Origin of the sequence: Pseudoxanthomonas mexicana (genome assembly GCF_014397415.1) — a bacterium.
In the GTDB taxonomy this organism is placed as follows: Bacteria; Pseudomonadota; Gammaproteobacteria; order Xanthomonadales; family Xanthomonadaceae; genus Pseudoxanthomonas_A; species Pseudoxanthomonas_A mexicana.
The window spans coordinates 751,525-773,342 of record NZ_CP060731.1 but is presented as its reverse complement, the minus strand read 5'-3'; the positions used below and the strand labels follow the sequence as shown (position 1 = coordinate 773,342).

The window sequence follows — 21,818 nt, the reverse complement described above, 5'->3', positions numbered from 1 at the left end:
GCATTGGTCTCTTCAACCCGGACAATGCGCGCACCTTCGCCGTGGACTCCATCATGCCCGCTTCCGCTCCGTCCGCCGTCTCGCTGAGCCGTTACCTGATCGAAGAACAGCGCGCGGGCCGCATCAGCGCCGACCTGCGCCAGCTGATCGCGGTGGTGGCCCGCGCCTGCACCAGCATCTCCATCGCGGTCAGCAAGGGCGCGCTGGGCGGCGTGCTGGGCGACGCCGGCACCGGCAACGTGCAGGGCGAGGCGCAGAAGAAGCTCGACGTGCTGAGCAACGACATCCTGCTGGAGGCCAATGCCTGGGGCGGCCACCTGGCCGCGTGCGCCTCGGAGGAAATGGACCACAGCCAGCCGATCCCGGACGCCTACCCGCGCGGGGGCTTCCTGCTGCTGTTCGACCCGCTGGACGGCAGCTCGAACATCGACGTCAACGTCTCGGTCGGCACCATCTTCTCGGTGCTGCGCTGCCCGGACGGCGTGACCACGCCGGGCGACGAGCATTTCCTGCAGCCGGGTCGGGAACAGGTGGCCGCCGGCTACTGCATCTACGGCCCGAGCACGATGCTGGTGCTGACCACCGGCAACGGCACGCACGCCTTCACCCTGGACCGCGAGCAGGGTGCGTTCGTGATGACCCAGCGCGACATGCGCATTCCCGAGGAAACGAAGGAATTCGCCATCAACATGTCGAACCAGCGCCACTGGGAAGCGCCGATGCAGGCCTACGTCACCGACCTGCTCGCCGGTCGCGAAGGTCCGCGCGGCAAGGACTTCAACATGCGCTGGATCGCCAGCATGGTGGCCGACGTGCACCGCATCCTGACCCGCGGCGGCATCTTCATCTATCCCTGGGACCGCAAGGACCCGGGCAAGGCCGGCAAGCTGCGCCTGATGTACGAGGCCAATCCGATGGGCCTGCTGGTGGAGCAGGCCGGCGGCGCCGCCAGCACCGGGCGCGAGGACATCCTGTCGCTGCGCCCGACCCAGCTGCACCAGCGCGTGCCGGTGTTCCTCGGATCGAAGAAGGAAGTCGAGGCGGCCGTCGGTTATCACCGGGCCCACGACACCGCCGCCGCCTGACCGCGACGCGGGCGGCTAGAATCCGGCCATGACGCCGCATCCGCATCCTGCCGACTTCATCGAGGTCTACCACGACGCGCTGGACGCGGCGACCTGCCGCGCCATCGTGGCGCGCTTCGACGCCAGCCGGCAGGACCGGCCGGGACAGGTCGGGGGTGGTCACCATCCGGAGCTCAAGCACAGCCGCGACATCAGCATCAGCGGGCAGGCCGACTGGCGCGACGTGGAACAGCGGCTCAACCTGGCCGTGCTCGCCGGGCTGAAGCAGTACCTGCGCACCTATCCCTTCAGCCTGATCGCACCGCTGATGCTGCAGCAGCCGGGCGAGGACGGGCAGTTGCGCCGCCTCGGTTACGAGGACGTCGCCGGCATGGACGACGATGCGCTGATGCGGCTGATCATGGCGGTGTTCGTGCCGGGCCGGATCAACCTGCAGCGTTATCCGGCGGGCGAAGGCGGTTATCCCTACTGGCATTGCGAGCTGTTCCCCAAGGGCGCCGATGCGGAGCCGCTGCACCGCCACGTGTTGTGGACGCTCTACCTCAACGATGGCTTCGAGGCGGGCGAAACCGAATTCTTCCACCAGCAGCGCAAGATCGCACCGCGCACCGGCAGCCTGCTGATCGCCCCGACCGCGTTCACCCACACGCACCGCGGCAACCGCCCCGTGGGCGGCGACAAGTACATCGCGACCAGCTGGATCCTGTTCCAGCGTGCCGAACGGCTGTACGGCGGCCGCTGACGCGGCTCAGGCGACCCTGTGCCGGGCGTCCAGGTCGCGACGCAGGCGCTGCAATGCCGCTTCGGCATCGCCCACCACCATCACGCAGGGCACGGCGAGCATCAGGTTGAGCGGCAGGCCGAACTCCTCCAGCTGCCAGCCCTGCATGTCGTTGCCGGCGTCTTCGCCCAGGTATTCCGGGCAGCGCCGGCGGATACGCTCTGCCAGGCTGCCGCCTTCGGGCACGTAACCGTAGACCGGCTTGCCGCGGGCGATCGCGTAACCCACTTCGAAGCAGGTGCCACTGTCCGGTTCGGCACCGCGGAAGAAATCCAGGTTCGCCAGCACCGCATCGGCCGCGCCGAGCAGGCCGATGTCGGCACGGTAGATCCAGCGCGCGGTCTCCAGCGGATCGCCGGTGGCGTGGCCGGCCACCTGGGCGTCCAGCGGGAACAGGCCCTCGAAACCATGGCGTGCGCACAGCGCCTTGAGCTGCTCGCCGCGCGCGGCGGCATCGGGGCGGAAGATGTCGGGGCCGGCAAGGTAGAGCGACTGGATCATCGGCAGGAGGCGCAGGGCGGGGAGAGTGGATTGTCCCTGCCCGTCGGCGGGCCGCCGCGTGACCGATCGTCGCAGTGGTGCCATCGCCGGCGTCAGAACAACTCGCCCTGTGGCGATGCGGCACGGGGCGGCACGAAGCGCGTGCAGTCGAACGGAGGATGGCGCCGTCCTTCGAAGCCGAAGCGCTTCAACGCCAGCGCGAACCGCCGCGCCAGCAGGTCGGCGTACACGCCCTCGCCGCGCAGGCGGGTGCCGAAGCGGCTGTCGTAATCCCGGCCGCCGCGCAGCTGCTGCACAGTGCTCATCACGTGCGCGGCGCGATCGGGCAGGTGGGTCTGCAGCCAGTCGCGGAACAGCGGCGCGACTTCGTGCGGCAGGCGCAGCAGCACGTAGCCCGCCGCCGTGGCGCCTGCATCGCGCGATGCTTCGAGCACCGCTTCCAGTTCGTGGTCGTTCACCCAGGGAATCACCGGGGCGAACATCACGCCCACCGGCACGCCCGCCTCGCTGAGCCGCGCCACCGTCCTCAAGCGGCTGTGCGGCGCGGACGCACGCGGCTCCAGCCGCGAGGACAGGCCATTGTCGAGCGTGGTGATCGAGAGGTAGACGTGCACGAGGTTCTCCCGTGCCATCGGCGCCAGCAGGTCCAGGTCGCGTTCGATCAACGCATTCTTGGTGATCAGCGAAACCGGATGCTTCGTCTCCGCCAGCACTTCCAGGATACGGCGGGTCAGTTGCAGCTTGCGTTCAGTCGGCTGGTAGGCATCGGTATTGATGCCCAGCGAGATCGGGCTGGGCTGGTAGCCCCGCTTCGACAGCTCCTGGCGCAGGATCTGGGGCGCGTTGGTCTTGGCGAAGATCCGGGTTTCGAAATGCAGACCGGGCGACAGGTCGAGATAGGCATGCGACGGACGCGCGAAGCAATAGCTGCATCCGTGCTCGCAGCCCCGGTAGGGGTTGAGCGACTGCTCGAACGGGATGTCGGGCGACGAGTTGCGGGTGATGACGCTGCGCGCGACTTCCTCGTGCAGCTCGGTTTGCGGAGACGATGACGGGTCGCCCTCGGTGTCGGCGTCATGCCAGCCATCGTCGACCGCGTCCGCCGTGGTCACGGAGAAGCGGCCCGGCAGGTAGCCGGTGGAACCGCGTCCCTTGATGCCCGGTCGAGTGCGCGTCGTCATCGGCGCAGCTTACGCCGCCCGCGTCGCAAGCCCGGCGACCGCATAGAATCGGCGTATGCACGATGCCCTCGGTACCCTCCGCGACGTCCTCGGCTCGCTGCCGCACCTGCAGTGGTGGATCACCGGCGCGTGGCTGCTCTACCTGGTGCCGCTGTGCGCCTGGATCGTCCTGCAGAAGCGGGAGCCGGTGGCCACCCTCAGCTGGCTGCTGTCGCTGGCCCTGCTGCCGTACATCGGCTACCTGATCTACTTCCTGCTTGGCCCCCAGCGCATCAAGCGCCACCAGCTGCGCCGCACGCGCGCTCGAGCGGGCCTGGACCGCTACGAGGTGTTTGCGCCCACCGACGGCAACAGTGCCGAGCTGCCGATGCTCGCGCAGAAGATCACCGGTCTTCCGCCCTCGTCGGCGACGTCGGTGCAGCAGCTGGTGGACGGATGTGCGACGTATCAGGCCATCCTGGATGCGATCGCGGCGGCCGAGAACCACATCCACCTGGAGTACTACATCTTCAACGGGGACAGGACGGGCCAGCGCGTGCTGGAGGCGCTGACGGCGAAGGCGCGTGAAGGCGTGAAGGTGCGCCTGCTGCTCGACGCGGTGGGCTCCAACCGGTTGAAGAAACGCGCCCTGCGGCCGCTGGTGGACGCCGGCGGCGAGTACGCCTGGTTCCACCCGACCCGGTTCCGGCCCTTCACCCGGCCCTGGCTCAACCTGCGCACGCACCGGAAGATCGTCGTGGTCGATGGCCGCATCGCCTTCACCGGCGGCATCAACGTGACCGACGACGAGGACGAGTCCCTGCGCGGGGACGCCTACCGCGACCTGCACCTGCGGCTGGAGGGCGAGATCGTCCGCAGCATCCAGCAGGTGTTCGTGGAGGACTGGGTGTACGCCACCGGGCAGCAGCGCAAGGACTTCCAGGGCACACGGCTGTGGAGTGCGGCCGACGCCAACATCCGCGGAGGCATCGCCGCGCAGGCACTGGTGTCGGGGCCGGATTCGGCGTGGGAGCCGATCCACCGGATGAAGGTGGCGGCCATCCACGAGGCGAAACAGCGCGTATGGCTGGTCACGCCCTATTTCGTGCCGGGCGAAGCCGCACGCATGGCGCTGACGTCGGCGGCACTGGGCGGACTGGACGTGCGCCTGGTGGTCCCGAAGGTGAGCGATTCGCGCCTGGTGACGCTGGCGGCGCGTTCGTATTTCGACGAGCTCATCGCCGCGGGCGTGAAGGTGTACGAGTACGGCCCGCGCATGATGCACAGCAAGGCGATGCTCTGCGACGACGGGCTGGCCATCATCGGCAGCGCCAACTTCGACCATCGCAGCTTCCGCCTCAACTTCGAGATCTCCATGATGTTCCGCGACCGCGGGGTGGCGGGCACGCTGGCGCAATGGCTGGAGGGCGAGATCGCCGCGTGCGAGCCGGTGAAGGTGCAGCGCGACCGCTCGCTGTGGCGGCACCGCCTGCCCGAGGCATTGGCCCGCCTGCTGTCGCCGTTGCTGTGAAGCACGGCGGTTTTTGGCCTGCGGCCGAGGCGTTAAGATGCCGCCAGCAACCCGGGGGTGGATGATGCACTGGCTCTTCCTGTTGATGGCGGTGGGCGCGCTGTATGTCGGTTTCACGGTCACCTCGACGCCGGTGATGGTGGTCGCCCTGCTGGCGTCGCTGGTGTTGTTCGTGGTGTGGATCATGGGCTGGTATGCGCGTCGCGCCGGCGAGGGCAGCCAGGATCCTTCGATGATGATCGACCCGGCGGAACTGCGCCGGCTGCGCGAGATCGCCGAAGCACGGCGCGCGAGCGCGACGCCTCCCGCCGAGCCTCCCGCGCCATGACCCAGCTCAGCGTGAACGTCAACAAGATCGCGGTTCTGCGCAATTCCCGTGGCGGCAACGAGCCGGATGTCGTGCGCGCGGCGCGGGCCTGCCTGGCGGCCGGCGCGCATGGCATCACCGTTCATCCGCGTCCGGACCAACGGCACATCCGCAGCGACGACGTGCATGCGCTGTCGGCGCTGACGCGCGAACACGGGGTGGAATTGAACGTGGAGGGCAACCCCTTCGCGCCGCCGCGCGCGGGGTATCCCGGCTTCCTTGCACTGTGCGAGGCAGTACGCCCTGCGCAGGCGACCCTGGTACCGGATGACGACGGCCAGATCACGTCCGACCATGGTTTCGATTTCGCACGCGACGGCGCGCGCCTGCAGCCGCTCGTGGCCCAGCTGAAGGCCATGGGCTGCCGGGTCAGCCTGTTCGTCGACGCCGGCTGCGAAGGCCTGGAGCAGGCGGCACGGATGGGCGCGGACCGGATCGAGCTTTATACCGGCCCCTTTGCCGAAGCCGCCGCCCGCGGCGACGCGGCCACCGAGCTGGCCCGCTGTGCCGCGACCGCACGCCAGGCGCAGGCCCTGGGATTGGGCGTCAACGCGGGGCACGACCTCAGCCAGGACAACCTGGGCATGTTCGTGGCCAACGTCCCGGGGGTACTCGAGGTGTCCATCGGCCACGCCCTGATCGGCGAAGCGCTGTACGCCGGACTCGATGCGACCGTGAAGGCCTACCTGCAGATCCTGCGCGGGACGCAGGCGGGCGGTGGCCGCGGCTGAGTATCTCCCGCGGCCGGTGCCGGTCAGTCCCTCATCACGATGTGCCCGATGCCGCTGGCGTGCGCCTGTGCCAGTGCGCTGACCAGTTGCTGGTAGTCGGCGCCGGCGGAGGCCTCCACCTGCAGGACCGTCTCCGGATCGGCGATGCGTGCGTCTTCCAGACGAACGCGCAGTTCGGCCAGCGAGACGGGGCGGTCGTCCAGCGTGTAGTCGCCGGCCAGCCCGAGCTTGAGGACCAGGTCGTTCGGAGGTACGCGCTGTGCATCCGGGACGGGTTGTGGCAGCTGCGCGTCGATGGGGCGGGACAGCAGCGGCGCGGTGACCATGAAGATCACCAGCAGGACCAGCATCACGTCCACCAGGGGGGTGATGTTGATCTCGGCCAGTTCACGACGGCTTGCGGGAGCGGAGAACGCCATGGCACACCTCCTCTGTCGGGACCGTACCCCCGACGCTACGCCCGTCCCCGCACCGCCGCAATAGGGGTGGGGCGGCCCAATAAAAAACGCCGCCCGGGTGGGCGGCGTTCAAAGGTAAGTTGCGCGTCAGGGTTACTGCACGAAACCGATCTTCATCATCTGCGCGTTCTTGGCGGCGGCCAGGACCTTGGCCATCACTTCGTAATGCGCTTCCGAGTTCGCTTCGATGCGCAGCTCCGGCTGGTTGGTCGGATCGCGCTGCACTTCGTCTTCCATCTTCCGCTGGAGGTCGGCCACGTTCACGGGGCTGTTGTTCCAGTACACGGTACCGTCCGCGTTGATCCGCAGGTCGATCGGCGGCGGCGGCTCGCGCACCTGCGGCGGCGGGTTGATCACGCGCTGCGGCAGGGCCACTTCGATCGGGTACGTCATGATCGGAGCGGTCACGATGAAGATGATCAGGAGCACCAGCATCACGTCCACTAGGGGCGTGACGTTGATGTCGGCCATGGGACCCTTGCTTCCACCACTGCTGAATGCCATGGCTTACTGCCCCTTCTCTTTCGTGGCCACGTAGCCGATGTCCAGCATGCCCTGGCTCTGGGCAATCTTGGTGACCTCGGCGATGGTGCCCATCTTGGTCGTCTTGTCGCCGCGCAGGTTCAGCTTCGGCTGCGGTTGCAGCTGGGCCGCACTGGACAGGCGCGATTCCAGGATTTCCTTACTGACCGGCTCGTCGCCCCAGAACAGGTCGCCATTCTCCTTCACGGAGATGGTGATCGGCGGGGTCTTGGGCGCTTCCTTGTCCTTGTCCTGGACCAGGTTCGCCTCGGGCAGTTCGATCTTCACCTTGTGCGACATCAGCGGCGCCGTGATGATGAAGATGATCAGCAGCACCAACATCACGTCCACGAGGGGCGTGACGTTGATCTCGGCCATCGGGCCACCGCTATTACCACTACTGAAAGCCATGACGGGCTCCGTCTAAACGTTGCGTTGACTGCTTGTACCGCCGGCTCAGCGAACGCGCGAGCCGGTGGCGAAGAAGTCGTGCAGGTCGTGCGCGAACGTATCGAACTTGGCGATGACGGCCGCGTTCGTCTTGCTGAAGAAGTTGTAGGCGAACACGGCCGGGATGGCGACGAACAGACCGATGGCGGTCATGATCAGCGCTTCACCCACCGGGCCGGCGACGGCGTCGATCGAGGCCTGGCCGGTCGCACCGATGCGGATCAGGGCGCCGTAGATGCCCCACACCGTACCCAGCAGACCCACGAACGGCGCGGTCGCACCGACGGTGGCCAGCAGCGTCATGCCGCCCTGCAGGTTGGTGCTCTCGCGGGTCACGGCCTGGCGCAGTGCGCGGTCCACGAACTCCGAGCGGCTCAGGGTTTCACCCATGCCCTGGCCCGAACCTTCGGCGCGCTGGTGGTGCGCGGCGGCCTGGGCGGCGTCGAGGGCGATCTTGGAGAACGGCTCGTTCTTCGGCTGTTCTTCCATCAGGCGGATGGCGTCCTGCGCGTTCGGGGTTTCCCAGAAGGCGCTGGTCACGCGGTCGGCCTGGCCCTTCAGGCGGGTGCTGCGCAGCACGTTGATGACGGTCCAGTACCAGGACATCGCGGACATGATCACCAGGGTCAACAGCACGACCCAGGAGACGATGAATTCGCCGGGCTTGTTGATCATTTCGCTGATCATGTGCTCGAAGCCCATCTGCGACAGGGCATTCGCGGCGTTGGTGCCCCCGGCGGCGGCGGCGAAAAGGGTTTCCTGCAGCATGACGCTTACCTTTATATAAGTGTTGATTGAGAGTGTTGCGGGTTACGAACTAAACGGGAAGAGGGCGGAAGCCGCACTCACCCCATGTTGAAATCGACCGGCACGCGGACCCGGCCTGCGGCCTTCTGCCCGTTGACCACCGACGGATTGAAGCGCCACTTGCGGGCGGCTTCCATCGCGGCGCGGTCCAGATCGCGGTTGCGGCTGGACTTTTCCACCGCCACGTTGGTCACGTTGCCGTTGGCATCCACATCGATGATCAGGATGACCGTGCCTTCGATACCGGCGCGCGCAGCGGCGGGCGGGTAACGCGGCGGGTTCATGTTCTTCGACGAGATGTCCACCGTGGCGGCGACGTCGGCGATCGGCGCCGGCGGAGCCGGGGGCGAGGGCGGCGTCACGATGTCGGTGGGACGCGGTTCGGCGACGTCGACCGGCGGCGCTTCCGGCGGCGGCGGCAGCGGCGTGGTCTTGGGCGGCGCCAGGTTCTTGACCGGCGGCGGCGGCGTGTCCTGCTTCGGCGGCGGCGGCGGCGGCGGCGGCGGCGGGGGCGGCGCATCGACGATGACGACCGAAGTGCGGCGCTCCTGCTCCTTTTCCGCCGGGGGAGCGACGGCCGGGATCAACAGCGCAAGCAGGGCGGCTGCATGCAACGCGATCACGAAGGCAATACCGATGATACGGGGCCAGTTGAGGCTGGTGTCCTCTTCTTCTTCCCGGTACCTGTTGATGACCAGTTGTTCAGCCATGCGCCAATTAACTCAAGGTTGATACGGGCGCCTAGACGCCTCGTTGATTCTGGGCCCTGCCGGTGAGGTTTTCACCGGCGGAACCCTCAGCTTATACCAATCCGACGCTCCGGTGCCATCATCCGTACGGATTTTTGGCCTTCGGTGTCACGGAATCCCGTTACGGCAACGCGATGATCTTCTTGGCGTCGTCGGGCTTCTTCAGACCCTTGTCCAGCGCGGCGCGGGCAGCCACCTTGGCTTCGGGGACCCGGCCTTCCTGCCACAGGACGCGGGCGAGGTTGAGGTAGGTTTCGCCGTCCTTGGACAGCGGCGCCGCCTTCTGCCAGGCCTCGATCGCCTGCGGGATCTGCTCGGAGTAGTAGTACGCCTGCGCCAGGGCCAGGTAGGTCTGGTAGTCCGGCTTCACGATGCCCTTCTGCAGACCCTCGTTGACCACGGCGATGACGTCCTTCTCCTTGCCGTCCATGTTGGCGTAGGTCAGGTAGAGCTGGCGGTAGTCCTTCTCTTCCGTCATCAGGCCGGCGGCGCGCAGCTTCTCCAGCACGGCGGCCGCCTTGGCCTCCTGCTCGGAATTCAGGTAGATGCTGGCCAGGTTCATCTGCGCGCGCTTGTCGTTGGGCGACTTGGCGGCGAGCTGTTCGGCCACCTTGACCGCTTCGGCCAGCTGTCCGGCTTCCTGGTAGCAGACCATGAGGATCTGCGTCCAGTTGTCGACCTTGTCTTCCGGATTGGTCGAGGTCTCGATGGCCTGCTTCAATGGCGGGATGCATTCGGCGAAACGGTCGGCCTGGTAGAGGTACTGGCCCTTGAAGGCGAAATCGGCCGGGCGCTTGCTCTTGGATTCGGCCAGGTACTTGTCCAGCGTGGCGAAGCCGTTGGTGTAGTCGTCCTTCTGCAGCTGCAGCTGGGCCAGCTGCAGCATCAGCTGGAAGTGCTGGTTGTTGCCCAGGGCGTTGGCATCGACGGCCTGCTTGAGGTAGCCCTCGGCAGCAGCTTCATCGTCGGTGTTCAGCGCGGCCTGCGAGGCGATCTGGGCCGCGAGCGCCTTGTCGTAAGCGTTCGCCGAGCCGTTGGCGATGATCTCGTCCGCCAGCGTGCGGGCGGTGGTGTAGCCGGCGGTGGCCTTGGCTTCGTCTTCCTGCTCGAGCGCCTTGTTGTAGGCCTCGATCAGCTTGTTGAGCTTGGTCTGGACCTTGGGCGAGCCCTTGGCTTCGGGTTCCTGTCGCGTGGCGTCCGGGTAGAGGACTTCTTCCTTCTTCTGCTCGCCGCGGCGGGCCGCGTTCGCATCGAGGACAGCGCCACCGCAGAACGCGGCCACCAGGGCCAGGCTGAGCAGGGTGGTCTTGGAATTACGGAGCTTCATGTCTAAACCTCATGGGGCCATGCGGGAGATGACAAGGCATCCCGCCGACGTGCGGGGCCGGCAAAGCTAACAGAAACCGAGGATGGGCGGATACCGTTTCGAGTGCTGCTTAGCAGCAATACCGAGCCGTGTGTCAGCCGCATTTCGGCACGTTTCCGGCCTTCCTGGCCGCCTCGTACGTGGGCACGAGGGAGGGAGCGTCGCGTTCCAACTCGCGGATCCGGTTGGCGGGATCCGGATGCGTGGACAACCATTGCGGCGGCCGATTCGCGCTGGCGGCCATCATGTTCTGCCAGAGTCCGACGGCCTGGCGGGGATCGAAGCCCGCCTGCGCCATCAGCCGCTGGCCGACGACATCGGCCTCGCTTTCCTGCGTACGCGAGCCCGGCAGCAGGAAGGCGGCCTGCGCGGTCATTCCGCCCAGCTGGTTGACCGTGTTGGCCGCACCTTCGCCATAGCGCGCACCGGCCAGCGCACCCAGTACGCCAAGACCTGCCTGCGCACCCATCTGGCGGGTGATGCGTTCTTCGTGATGCCGTGCGATCACGTGGCCGATTTCATGGCCCAGGACGGCAGCCAGCTGGTCCTGGTTCTTGGCGACCGTGAAGATCCCCGTGTTGACGCCGACCTTGCCGCCGGGCAACGCGAACGCATTGGGTTCGTTGTCGGCGAAGACGGCGGTTTCCCAGGCGACGCGGCGCTGTTCGGGCGGCAGCTGACGCACCAGCGCGTTCACCACGCAGGTGACGTAGCCGTTCTGCCGTGCATCACGATTGAGGGTTTCCTTCGCCTTGGTTTCGGCGAACGCCTGCGCGCCCAGCTGATCCAGTTGCGCCTGGGAGACGCCGCCGACCATCTGCGTGCGGCCGGTGGGCGAGGTGGTGGTGGCGCACGCGGTCAGCGCCAGCGCCATGGCCGTTCCGAGGATCCGGTGTTTCATGCTCGCCCCCTGCGATATTGCGTGGGACCAGAGTCTGGGCAAGCGTGTCTTAAACTTTCGTCAATCACATTAGACCGGCGCACTGCCGTAAACCTGCAGGACAGCCAGCGCTATCGCATTGTTCAGGATGTGGGCCGCAACCGGTGCCCACAGGGTTCCCGTGCGGCGGTACACCCAGGCGAAGATCGCCCCCATGCCGGTGTAGACGAGGATCAGGAAGGCCGTGCTGCCGGCCGGCTTGCCGTTGAGCCCCGGCATTTCGTGGACCAGCGCGAAGATCACGCTGCTCAGCGCCATGCCCAGTACCGGCCATCCCGCATGCCATAGCCGTCCGAACAGGACGCGCCGGAACAGCAGCTCTTCGTACAGCGGCGCCAGCACCACGGCGAACAGCGCCAGGAACACGGGGAATCGCGCGAAGCCTTCGCGGATCAGGTCCAGGTTGCTGGCCTGCAGGTCCAGTCCGAGCGCGCGACCGCCGGCGCTCATGAGCGAACTGAAGAGGAAGGTCGCCAGTCCCGCACCTGCCGCCCAAAGCCAGGTGGCAGGCCGGCGCAGCCGCTCGGCGGATCCACGCCGTTCGGCCGCTGTCGCGCGGCGGCGCCACAGGTACAGCACCAGGGCAGTGCCCCCCGTGCTGAGCAGCGTCATCACGATCAGGAACAGTACCGGCGGCGCGCCCAGCGTGGACTGCAGCGCGGTCGCACCCGGCGCGCCCTCCGCGGCTTGCGCCAGCTGGATGCCACGCCATGCCGCCCATCCGAACAGGCCCGCCATCATGATGGACACCGACAGCGCCATGGCGATGCCGACGTCCAGGCCGAACGCCGGCAGTACGCTGCGCAGCGGCAACGGCACCGTCGCGGCCTCCGGTGTGCGGACCTGGCTCATGGCGGCGTCAGACGTCGAGGTTGGATACCTTCAGCGCGTTGTCCTCGATGAACTCGCGTCGCGGCTCGACCACATCGCCCATCAGGGTGCTGAAGATCTGGTCGGCGGCCACCGCGTCCTCGATGCGGACCTGCAGCAGGCGGCGTGTGTCCGGGTTCACCGTGGTATCCCACAGCTGCTCGGGATTCATTTCGCCCAGGCCCTTGAAGCGCTGGATGCTGCGCCCCTTCTTGGCTTCTTCCATCAGCCAGGCCTGCGCCTCGGCGAAGGTGGCCACCGGCTGCGCCTTGTTGCCGCGCAGGACCTGCGCACCTTCGCGCACCAGACCGTGCAGCAGCGCAGCGGCTTCGCGCAGCGGACGCAGTTCGCCGCTCTCGAACGCCGACAGCGACAGCACCTGCACCAGCTCCTCGCCCATGTGGCGGCGCGTGGCGAGCAGTGCGGCGGGGCGCTGCTCGGTGGCCGACTGCAGCGTCAGCGAATAGCGCGCACTGCCCAGGCTGCCGCGGTTGAGCTTGGCTTCGAGAGCATCGAGTTCATGCCGCTCGTCGATGTTCTGCTGCAGGTGTTCGGCATCGAGCGGAGTGAAATCGATCAACGACTCCAGCAGCACCGGATCGTAGCGGTGCGCGTTGCGTGCAATGGCGTCGCGCGCGGTCGTGAAGACGAGCAGCAGCTTCTCCAGCGCTTCGCCTGAGATCGGCGGCTCGCCGTCGGCGGGAATCAGCGACGCACCTTCCACCGCGTTGTTCGCCAGGTAGACGTTCAGTGCTGCGTCGTCCTTCAGGTACAGCTCCTGCTTGCCCTGCTTGAGCTTGTACAGCGGCGGCAGGCCGATGTAGACGTGACCTCGCTCGATCAACTCCGGCATCTGCCGGTAGAAGAACGTCAGCAGCAGCGTGCGGATGTGCGACCCGTCCACATCGGCGTCGGTCATGATGATGATGCGGTGGTAGCGCAGCTTGTCGGGGTTGTATTCGTCCTTGCCGATGCCGGTGCCGAGCGCGGTGATCAGCGTGCCGACTTCGGCCGACGCGAGCATGCGGTCGAAGCGCGCGCGTTCCACGTTGAGGATCTTGCCGCGCAGCGGCAGCACCGCCTGGTTCTTGCGGTTACGACCCTGCTTGGCGGAACCGCCTGCGGAGTCGCCCTCGACGATGAAGAGTTCGGACAGCGCCGGATCCTTCTCCTGGCAGTCGGCCAGCTTGCCGGGCAGGCCGGCGATATCCAGGGCGCCCTTGCGGCGGGTCAGGTCGCGGGCCTTGCGGGCGGCCTCGCGGGCGCGGGCGGCGTCGACGATCTTGCCGGCGATGGCGCGGGCCTCATGGGGGTGTTCCTGCAGGAACTCCTCCAAACGTGCACCGAACGTGCTTTCAACGACCGGCCTTACGTCGGAACTGACCAGTTTCTCCTTGGTCTGCGACGAGAAGCTCGGATCCGGGACCTTCACCGACAACACGGCGATCATGCCTTCGCGCATGTCGTCGCCGGACAGATTGACCTTGGCCTGCTTGGCGATCCCGTTCTGTTCGATGTAATTGGTCAGCGTGCGCGTCAGCGCGGCACGGAAGCCGATCAGGTGGGTACCGCCATCCTTCTGCGGGATGTTGTTGGTGAAGCAGAACATCGTTTCCTGGTAGGCGTCGGTCCACTGCAGGGCGACTTCCACCGTGATGCCGTTCTGCTCACCACTGACCGCGATGACGTTGGGGTGCAGCGGCGTCTTCAGGTGCGCCAGATGCTCCACGAAGCTGCGGATGCCGCCTTCGTAGTGGAAATCGTCATGACGGCCCTCGCCACGCTCGTCGACCAGCACGATCTTGACGCCGGAATTGAGGAACGACAGTTCGCGCAGGCGGCGGGCCAGGATGTCGTAGTGGAATTCGACGTTGCCATGGAAAGCGGTCACCGACGGCCAGAAGCGCAGGGTGGTACCGCGCTTGGTGGTGCTTTCGAGCTGGCTCAACGGCCCCAGAGCGGCGCCGTTGCTGTATTCCTGCCGGTAGTGGAACCCGCCCTGGAAGATGTCCAGCTGCAGCTTCTCGGAGAGCGCGTTGACCACGCTGACGCCGACGCCGTGCAGGCCGCCGGACACTTTGTAACTGTTGTCGTCGAACTTGCCGCCGGCATGCAGGACCGTCATGACGACTTCGGCCGCAGATACCTCGCGCCCCAGCTTGGCGCTCATCTGCGCATGCTTGCCGACCGGGATACCGCGGCCATTGTCGGACACCGACACCGAGCCATCGGCGTGGATCGTCACCGCGACATGGTCGGCGTGACCCGCCAGGGCTTCGTCGATGGAGTTGTCGACGACTTCGAACACCATGTGGTGCAGGCCCGTGCCGTCATGCACGTCGCCGATGTACATGCCGGGGCGCTTGCGGACCGCTTCCAGACCTTCCAGTGCGGTGATGCTGTTGGCGTCGTACGTATTGCCGTTGGGTGCAGAAGAGGTCGTTTCGTCGGTCATTCGCTTCGTGTCGGCTGCAAGGCGGGCGTCGCGTCACCGGGTCGGTGGGCGCGCTACGCAGGCCAAGGGATCAAGGCGGAATTATAGCACTGGTGCGCACTTAGCCCCGGCGACCGGGTTACCCGAGACGCTGCACGGTGCCGTGTTCCACGTGGAACAGCGTTGGTGCGACCCCGGTGCCGGCCAACCCTGCCGGTGGTTCCGTCCCGGTAATGAAAACCTGGGCACCGCTCGCCAGCAGGCGCTCCAGGGTGCGCCGCTGGTGGTGACGGTCCAGCTCCGAGGCCAGGTCATCCAGGGCCATGATCGGCCACTCGCCGCGCCGACGGGCGAAATCCTGGGCCTGCGCCAGCAGGCAAGCCAGCGCCGTCAGCTTGGCTTGGCCACGCGACAGGGTTTCACGCTGGGGCAGGGTGGAATAGTCGATCCGCCAATCGGCCCGGTGGGGACCGACCGTGGTGTAGCCGGCCGCACGGTCACGCTCACGGGCCAGCAGCAAAGCGTCCCCCAGCGCCAGTTCATGGCGACGCCAGCCCGGCTGGAACATCAGGGTCGCCGTACCCAATGAGGGCGCCAGATCGGACACGACCGCGGTGAGGTCCTGCTGCAAGGCATCCAGGTAGCGCTGGCGATGGTCGGTAAGCGGTTCACCGGCGTCAGCCAGTTCGTGGTCCCAGGCATCGAGTTGCCCGCCACCGATCCCGGCCTTCAGCAGGGCATTGCGTTGCTTGAGCGCACGCGCATAACGCCGCCAGAGGGGCAGGAACCCTGCCACCCGCCCCTGTTCCACGTGGAACAAGCCCCAATCCACGAAGCGGCGGCGTGGTTCTCCACCGCCCGTCACCAAGGCGTGGCTCCCAGGCTCGAAGCTCACGACCGCCAGGGCCGCGCAAAGATCGCCAAGCTGGGCCACCGTCTCGCCATCCAGCCGCCCGGTCCAGGCCTGCCCCGTGTGCCGAAGACCGCCACGGCGAGGCCGGAGTGGGTCACCTTCGCACCACTCCACGAAGACTTCCACCGCCTCGGACTGCGTCCTGACAAGACCATCGCGTACCCGGCCGCGAAAGCTGCGGCCGTAGGCCATCAGGTGCAATGCCTCCAGCAGGCTGGTTTTGCCCGCACCGTTGTCGCCGGTGATCAGGTTCAGTCCGGGTTGCGGCGCCAGCGTCACCCGTTCGAAACGCCTGAGGCCGCTGGCCTCCAGTCGGGTTACCTGCACAGACCCGCCCCGTCACGCATGGCCACCCGGCCCTCATCGCGCAGGCGCAGAACAGAGGTCGTCCGGGTACGGAAAAGCGGGGGCATGATGAATTGTAGCGTGCCAGGCCGGGACGGCTGTGAGGGATAGGGTGCCCGGACAGGGACACAGACCCCTAAAACCGGATCGCCCGGCACAAGGCCGGGCGATCCGATGTGTTTCACGTGGAACAGGACCGTCAGAGGCGCAGCGGCATCACCACATGGCGTGACTTCTCGCTGCTGGCCTCGCGGACCAGGGCAGAGGAATTGGCGTCCCGCAGCTGCAGCACGACATGTTCGTCGCGCAGAGCCGACAGGGCATCCAACAGGTAGTTGACGTTGAAGCCGATAGCCAGGCCATCCACCTTGGTGTCGGCCTCGATTTCTTCCTGCGCTTCTTCCTGCTCGGGATTGTGGGCGCTGATCTTCAGCTGCCCGGGCGACACCTCGACGCGAACGCCCCGGTACTTTTCGTTGGACAGGATGGCGGCACGCTGCAGCGCAGCCCGCAATACCTCCCTGTCCAGCAACACCTCGCGGTCCGCTCCGATCGGGATCACCGCGGCGTAATCGGGGAAGCGGCCGTCGATCAGCTTGGAGGTGAAGGTCACATCGTCGCGCTTCACGCGAATGTGGCTGCGGCCGACTTCCAGCTCGAGGCTGCGATCGCCGCCTTCCAGCAGGCGCTGCAACTCGGTCACGCCCTTGCGCGGGACGATGATCTGGCGCTTGCCCACCGGCGCGCCTTCCAGCTGTGACTCGCACATGGCCAGCCGGTGACCATCGGTCGCCACACAGCGCAGCGTCCGTTCGCTCAGGTCGAAGAGCAGGCCGTTGAGGTAGTAGCGCACGTCCTGCTGGGCCATGGCGAACGAGGTGCGTTCAATCAGTTCCTTCAGCGTCGCTTCCGGCACTTCGATCCGCTCGGTCGCCTCGACCTCATCCACCGAGGGGAAATCGTTGGCCGGCAGCGTCGCCAGGGTGAACCGGCTGCGGCCCGCCTGCACGGTGACCTTGTCCCCGGACTGGCTGACGGTCACCTTGCTGCCATCGGGAAGGGCGCGAATGATGTCGAACAGCTTGCGCGCGGGAATCGTGGTTTCGCCGTCCTGCGCGTCGTCGACGGCGCTGCGCGAAATCATCTCCACTTCCAGATCGGTACCGGTCAGCGACAGCTGGCCGTTCTGTACCTGAACCAGGAAGTTCGCCAGTACCGGCAGCGTCTGCCGGCGTTCGACCACGTTGACCACCTGGGCCAAGGGCTTGAGGAAAGCTTCGCGCTGCAGACTGAAACGCATGAGTGTTGGAGCCCCTTCGCTTTGGATTTTGAAGACTAAAAGCTTAAAAGCTGGTGGTGATGGTAGGCCCCGAAATCCGGGAAAACCAACATAACCTTATGAATTTGTTTGATTTATTCTTTCTTCAACCCGGTGGACAGGGTCGGGTGTGCCTATGCAGAAACCTGTGGACAACTTTCCGGCCCGATTCCACGCACATCTTATCCACAGAAGGCAGGCCTGCTTGTCCCCGATGTTATGCGTTGCCGCGGTTCACTGGCTTGCCTACAGTGTCGCCACGGGTGCGGCGGCGGCCTGAGGCAACAATCTCGAAGAGGAAAACGATACGTCAGGCGACGTGGACGACCACTCGACCCGTGCGCACGGAACACCCCCTCACCAGCCGTATAAACGTGAAGCGCTGGCCCGGATACCGCATGAACGCGAAGGTCGCCTCAGGACGACCCGCGCTTACTCGCTGAGTTTCCGGATCAGCTTGTCCCAGTCCTCACGCAGCTTGCCGTCCGCCTCCATCAGGGTGCGGATCTGTCGGCAGGCGTGCAGCACGGTCGTGTGGTCGCGACCGGCGAACGCGTCGCCGATTTCCGGCAGGCTGTGTTCGGTCAGTTCCTTGGCCAAGGCCATCGCCACCTGCCGCGGGCGCGCCAACGAGCGCGTGCGCCGCTTGGACAGCAGGTCCTTGACTTGCAGACCGTAGTAGTCTGCCACGGTCTTCTGGATATTGGGGATGCTGATGGCCTGCTGCTGCGCGCGCAGCAGGTCGCGCAGGGTTTCCTGGGCGAACTCGGTGGTGATGGCGCGCCCGGTGAAGTTGGCGCGGGCCGCCAGCGTATTGAGCGCACCCTCCAGATCGCGCACGTTGCTGCGCATCTTCTTGGCCAGCAGGAAGGCCACGTCGTCGGGAATCTGCGCGCCGCGCTCGTGGGCCTTGGCCAGGACGATCGCCGCACGCGTCTCGAAATCCGGCGGGTCGATCGCCACGCTCAGGCCCCACGCCAGTCGCGACTTCAGGCGCGGTTCCAGGCCCTCCACCTCGCGCGGGTAGCGGTCGCAGGTCAGGATGATCTGCTGGCGGCCGTCGAACAGCGCATTGAAGGTGTGGAAGAACTCTTCCTGCGTGCGGTCCTTGCCGGCGAAGAACTGGATGTCGTCGATCAGCAGCGCGTCCACCTGCTGGAAGCGGCGCTTGAACTGGTCCATCGACTTTTCGATCAGCGCCTTGGTCATGGCGCTGAAGAACTGCTCGCTGCGCAGGTACAGCACGCGGGCATTCGGGTTCTGCCGGCGCATCTCGTTGCCGGCGGCGAACATCAGGTGCGTCTTGCCCAGGCCGGTGCCGCCATACAGCAGCAGCGGGTTGTGCGCACGGTCGCCGGGTTTCTGCGCGGCCTGCCACGCCGCGGCGCGGCCAAGCTGGTTGCTGCGACCCTCGACGAAGTTGTCGAAGGTGTAGTGCAGGTCCATGTTGCCGGCGAACGGCTCCGCAGGTGCGGCCGTGCCCGCGCCCGCAGGGGCCGCGGCGCTGGTCGAAGGCTCCGCCGCCCTGCTGCGCGACCCGATTTCGAGGGACACGTCATCGTGGCCGGCGAAGTAATCCAGCAGCTCGCGGATGCGGCCCAGGTAGCGCTCGCGCACCTGTTCGACGATGAACGCATTGGGTGCGTACAGCACCATCGCGTCGCTGCGCTGCTCGGCCTGCAGCGGCTTCAGCCAAGTGTGTACATCCTCGGCCGGCAATTCGGCTTCCAGGCGTTCGAGGCAACGGGGCCAGGCATCCATCAGGTGGAACAACTCGCAAGTGGGGGCGGAACGGGGGCATCCCGCATTGCCGGGGGCAGCGCGGGGCGGAATCCATGGGGTCGGCCAGACTACCACCGGCGCCGGGACCCGCCAACGATCCTGTGTATAAGATGTGGGTGAAAGGACGAATGGCGGTGCGCCCACCGTCGCCGGACGGCATATCCATCGAAAGTACGGAGGGAGTTGACCGTAAGCCGGCGGTTCCTATAGAATTTCCGGTTCTTTCCACCCGAACACGCACGAGGGCCCCATGGCCACCAAGCGCACTTACCAACCCAGCAACCTCAAGCGCAAGCGCGACCATGGTTTCCGTGCCCGTATGGCCACGGCCGATGGCCGCAAGATCCTGGCCCGTCGCCGTGCCAAGGGCCGCAAGCGCCTGACCGCCTGATGGCTCGGCCGTCGTTCGACGGCCAGCATCCATGCGTTCCCCGTATCAAAAGGAGCCCGCCCGTTCACGAGCGGGCTTCTTGCTGAGATGAGCACGGCTTTTCCGCGCAGCGCACGGGTACGCGCGAGCGCCGACTATGCGCGCGTGTTCGAGCAGGCCCGCCGCACGTCCGATCCCCTGATGAGCCTGCACTGGTTGCCGGGCGATGGCGCCGCGCGCCTCGGCCTGGCGGTGTCGCGCAAGGTGGATACGCGCGCCGTGGGCCGCAACCGCATCAAGCGCCAGTTACGCGAGCATTTCCGTCGCCTCCGTGCCGCGCTGCCGGGCGGCGACTACGTCGTCGTCGCGCGTCCGCCGGCGGCGAAAGCCGATCCGGGCCAGCTGTGTGCGACGTTCGAACGCGTCCTGGCGCGCGCCGGCGCATTGCCGGCATCCGCACCGGGCGGCACAATGCCGCCGGGCTTGAATTGCCCCGCGCCGCCTCCCACTCCTTCTTATCCGACCAAACCGGTTTCCGACGCCGGTTGAGACTGCCTGCCTGATGAACCAGACCCGTGTATTCCTGATCTTCGCCTGGCTGATGGTGGCGACCCTGCTGTGGTTCGAATGGAGCCGGGACAAGGCGGCGCCCGCCCAGCCGGCGGTCGCGGCGCAGACCGCAACGGCGCCGGCCGGGAGCACCGTACCCACCGCCACCGATGCAGCGCCCGCCACGGGCACGGTACCGGCGGCACCGGTGGCCACGCCGGGCATCACGCAGGCTCCCCGCGCTGCGGCGGCGCCGCGGGTGACGGTGAACACCGACGTGCTGCGCCTGGTGCTGGACGGCGGCAGCGTGCTGCAGGCCGACCTGCTGCACTATCCCCAGAGCAAGACGCCGGGCAGTGGTCCGGTCCGCCTTTTCAGCGAGGATCCGCAGCACTTCTATACGGCGGAAAGCGGTTGGGTGAGCAATGGGTCGAAGGCGCCCGACCATCACGCCTTCGTGCCCGAGAACGGGGCGGGCGAAGTCGCCTTGGCCAAGGGCAGCGACAGCATCAGCGTGCCGTTCGTGTGGCAGGGCCCGGAGGGCGTGACCATCCGCAGGACCTACACCTTCAAGCGTGCCAGCTACGAGATCGAAGTCCGCGACCAGGTCGTCAATGCCGGCGCCGGTACGTGGCAGGGTACGGTCTACCGCCAGTTGCTGCGCACGCCGCCGCAGGTCAAGAGCGGCATGACCAATCCCGAGTCCTTCAGCTTCAACGGCGCCACGTGGTGGGATGGCAGCTACCAGCGCCGCAAGTTCAACGAGGACTACCTGGAGGACGGCCGCGTCAACGCGCAGGTGAAGGGCGGCTGGATCGCGATTCCGCAGCACCACTTCTTCAGTGCGTGGATCCCCAGTGCCGACGACACCACCACCATCTCGCTGGACACCCCGGACAACGGCGCACGCGCGCTGATCCGCCAGATGGGCCCGGGGGTCAACGTCGGCCCCGGCCAGCAGGCCACCACCACCGCGCGCCTGTGGGTGGGCCCGAAGCTGGTCGACAAGATCCACGCCATCAATGCGCCCGGCATCGACCGCGTGGTGGACTACAGCCAGTTCGCGATCCTCGCGCTGCTGGGCCAGGGCCTGTTCTGGGTGCTGAACTTCCTGCACGGCTTCATCGGCAACTGGGGCTGGTCGATCATCGGCCTGGTGATCCTGGTGAAGCTGGCGCTGTATCCGCTGTCGGCCGCGCAGTACAAGAGCTTCGCCAAGATGCGCAAGTTCCAGCCGCGCATCCAGCAGCTGAAGGAACGCTACGGCGACGACAAGCAGAAGTTCCAGGTCGCCATGATGGAGCTGTACAAGAAGGAGAAGATCAACCCGATGGGCGGCTGCCTGCCGATCCTCGTGCAGATGCCGGTGTTCCTGGCGCTGTACTGGGTGCTGGTGGAAACCGTCGAGCTGCGCCAGGCGCCCTGGTTCGCGTGGATCCAGGACCTGACCGCGCGCGATCCGTACTTCATCCTGCCGGTGCTCAACATGCTGGTCATGTGGCTGACGCAGAAGCTGACGCCGGCCCCGGGCATGGACCCGATGCAGCAGAAGATGATGCAGTTCATGCCGCTGGTGTTCGGCGTGATGATGGCCTTCTTCCCGTCGGGCCTGGTGCTGTACTGGGTCACCAACGGCGCGCTGGGCCTGCTGCAGCAGTGGTGGATGACCAAGCGCCACGGCGAGTCGGCCACGCCGCCGAAGACCGCCATCGCGAAGTGACCGCGCGCCATCGCGATATGACGAAGCCCGCCCTCCGGCGGGCTTCGTTTTTCCGTTACGCTGAAACCT

At 66.7% G+C, this 21,818-nt stretch carries 22 protein-coding genes; 8 read left to right on the top strand and 14 right to left on the bottom strand.

All coding sequences use genetic code 11. From position 1 onward, the window contains the following. The first annotated feature begins 53 nt into the window (after positions 1-53). Together IAE60_RS03495 and IAE60_RS03490 are read left to right on the top strand one after the other, a co-directional pair. Positions 54-1,085: a class 1 fructose-bisphosphatase gene (locus tag IAE60_RS03495; protein ID WP_187573887.1), complete on the top strand. Its 1,032-nt coding sequence runs from the start codon at positions 54-56 to the stop codon at positions 1,083-1,085. Between the two features lie 28 nt (positions 1,086-1,113). Continuing rightward, a complete protein-coding gene (locus tag IAE60_RS03490) occupies positions 1,114-1,827 on the top strand; it encodes a 2OG-Fe(II) oxygenase (RefSeq protein ID WP_162109046.1) in 714 nt (237 codons plus the stop codon). Positions 1,828-1,833: 6 nt separating this feature from the next. Here the strand turns inward: IAE60_RS03490 and IAE60_RS03485 are convergent, their stop codons facing one another. After that, the gene (locus IAE60_RS03485; RefSeq protein WP_187573886.1) at positions 1,834-2,367 is read right to left on the bottom strand and encodes a nucleoside 2-deoxyribosyltransferase; all 534 of its coding nucleotides are present in this window, start codon (positions 2,365-2,367) and stop codon (positions 1,834-1,836) included. 92 nt (positions 2,368-2,459) lie between these two features. Next, positions 2,460-3,548, bottom strand: a complete 1,089-nt coding sequence (locus IAE60_RS03480; RefSeq protein ID WP_187573885.1) for a PA0069 family radical SAM protein — start codon at positions 3,546-3,548, stop codon at positions 2,460-2,462. Positions 3,549-3,603: 55 nt separating this feature from the next. Here IAE60_RS03480 and cls point away from each other — a divergent pair, with 55 nt between their 5' ends. The 3 genes from cls to IAE60_RS03465 all read left to right on the top strand — a co-directional run bounded on the left by cls (position 3,604) and on the right by IAE60_RS03465 (position 6,156). Next, entirely contained in the window at positions 3,604-5,058 is a 1,455-nt protein-coding gene (cls, locus tag IAE60_RS03475; RefSeq protein WP_187573884.1) for a cardiolipin synthase, read from the top strand. Between the two features lie 64 nt (positions 5,059-5,122). Next, positions 5,123-5,386, top strand: coding sequence for a hypothetical protein (locus IAE60_RS03470; protein WP_187573883.1), 264 nt, complete (start codon positions 5,123-5,125; stop codon positions 5,384-5,386). Beyond that, positions 5,383-6,156 (top strand): pyridoxine 5'-phosphate synthase, encoded by a 774-nt coding sequence (locus IAE60_RS03465; protein WP_185894660.1) that lies wholly within the window; start codon positions 5,383-5,385, stop codon positions 6,154-6,156. Before IAE60_RS03470 ends, IAE60_RS03465 begins: the two co-directional genes overlap by 4 nt. A 23-nt stretch (positions 6,157-6,179) precedes the next feature. Here IAE60_RS03465 and IAE60_RS03460 read toward each other — a convergent pair whose 3' ends face one another. The 12 genes from IAE60_RS03460 to dnaA form a co-directional block, all read right to left on the bottom strand. Further along, entirely contained in the window at positions 6,180-6,575 is a 396-nt protein-coding gene (locus tag IAE60_RS03460) for an ExbD/TolR family protein (RefSeq protein WP_162109041.1), read from the bottom strand. Between the two features lie 132 nt (positions 6,576-6,707). After that, complete coding sequence (locus IAE60_RS03455) at positions 6,708-7,118, bottom strand: ExbD/TolR family protein (RefSeq protein ID WP_162109040.1); 411 nt, start codon at positions 7,116-7,118, stop codon at positions 6,708-6,710. A 3-nt stretch (positions 7,119-7,121) separates the two neighbouring features. Beyond that, entirely contained in the window at positions 7,122-7,547 is a 426-nt protein-coding gene (locus IAE60_RS03450; protein WP_162109039.1) for an ExbD/TolR family protein, read from the bottom strand. Between the two features lie 45 nt (positions 7,548-7,592). Further along, positions 7,593-8,354 carry a TonB-system energizer ExbB gene (gene exbB / locus IAE60_RS03445; protein WP_162109038.1) on the bottom strand — a complete coding sequence of 254 codons (762 nt, stop codon included), beginning with the start codon at positions 8,352-8,354 and terminating at the stop codon, positions 7,593-7,595. A gap of 77 nt (positions 8,355-8,431) precedes the next feature. Next, positions 8,432-9,103, bottom strand: a complete 672-nt coding sequence (locus tag IAE60_RS03440) for an energy transducer TonB (protein ID WP_185894659.1) — start codon at positions 9,101-9,103, stop codon at positions 8,432-8,434. A 160-nt stretch (positions 9,104-9,263) separates the two neighbouring features. Next, positions 9,264-10,469 (bottom strand): tetratricopeptide repeat protein, encoded by a 1,206-nt coding sequence (locus IAE60_RS03435; protein WP_187573882.1) that lies wholly within the window; start codon positions 10,467-10,469, stop codon positions 9,264-9,266. A 133-nt stretch (positions 10,470-10,602) separates the two neighbouring features. Further along, a complete protein-coding gene (locus IAE60_RS03430; protein WP_187573881.1) occupies positions 10,603-11,409 on the bottom strand; it encodes a M48 family metallopeptidase in 807 nt (268 codons plus the stop codon). A gap of 69 nt (positions 11,410-11,478) precedes the next feature. After that, positions 11,479-12,300 (bottom strand): CPBP family intramembrane glutamic endopeptidase, encoded by an 822-nt coding sequence (locus IAE60_RS03425; RefSeq protein WP_187573880.1) that lies wholly within the window; start codon positions 12,298-12,300, stop codon positions 11,479-11,481. 7 nt (positions 12,301-12,307) lie between these two features. Next, positions 12,308-14,773 (bottom strand): DNA topoisomerase (ATP-hydrolyzing) subunit B, encoded by a 2,466-nt coding sequence (gene gyrB, locus IAE60_RS03420; RefSeq protein ID WP_187573879.1) that lies wholly within the window; start codon positions 14,771-14,773, stop codon positions 12,308-12,310. A 118-nt stretch (positions 14,774-14,891) separates the two neighbouring features. Continuing rightward, a complete protein-coding gene (recF, locus tag IAE60_RS03415; protein WP_187573878.1) occupies positions 14,892-15,992 on the bottom strand; it encodes a DNA replication/repair protein RecF in 1,101 nt (366 codons plus the stop codon). Between the two features lie 217 nt (positions 15,993-16,209). Further along, positions 16,210-17,310 (bottom strand): DNA polymerase III subunit beta, encoded by a 1,101-nt coding sequence (dnaN, locus tag IAE60_RS03410; protein ID WP_162109031.1) that lies wholly within the window; start codon positions 17,308-17,310, stop codon positions 16,210-16,212. Between the two features lie 450 nt (positions 17,311-17,760). Continuing rightward, on the bottom strand, positions 17,761-19,089 hold the full coding sequence (gene dnaA / locus IAE60_RS03405; RefSeq protein WP_187574646.1) for a chromosomal replication initiator protein DnaA: 1,329 nt from the start codon (positions 19,087-19,089) through the stop codon (positions 17,761-17,763). A 271-nt stretch (positions 19,090-19,360) separates the two neighbouring features. On the opposite strand from dnaA, the gene rpmH reads away from it, so the two are divergent. The 3 genes from rpmH (at position 19,361) to yidC (ending at position 21,749) form a co-directional block, all read left to right on the top strand. After that, positions 19,361-19,501, top strand: a complete 141-nt coding sequence (gene rpmH, locus IAE60_RS03400; RefSeq protein ID WP_027083663.1) for a 50S ribosomal protein L34 — start codon at positions 19,361-19,363, stop codon at positions 19,499-19,501. Between the two features lie 87 nt (positions 19,502-19,588). Next, positions 19,589-20,029 (top strand): ribonuclease P protein component, encoded by a 441-nt coding sequence (rnpA, locus tag IAE60_RS03395; RefSeq protein ID WP_162111218.1) that lies wholly within the window; start codon positions 19,589-19,591, stop codon positions 20,027-20,029. Between the two features lie 13 nt (positions 20,030-20,042). Then, positions 20,043-21,749, top strand: coding sequence for a membrane protein insertase YidC (gene yidC, locus IAE60_RS03390; protein ID WP_187573877.1), 1,707 nt, complete (start codon positions 20,043-20,045; stop codon positions 21,747-21,749). The last annotated feature ends 69 nt before the right edge of the window (positions 21,750-21,818 follow it).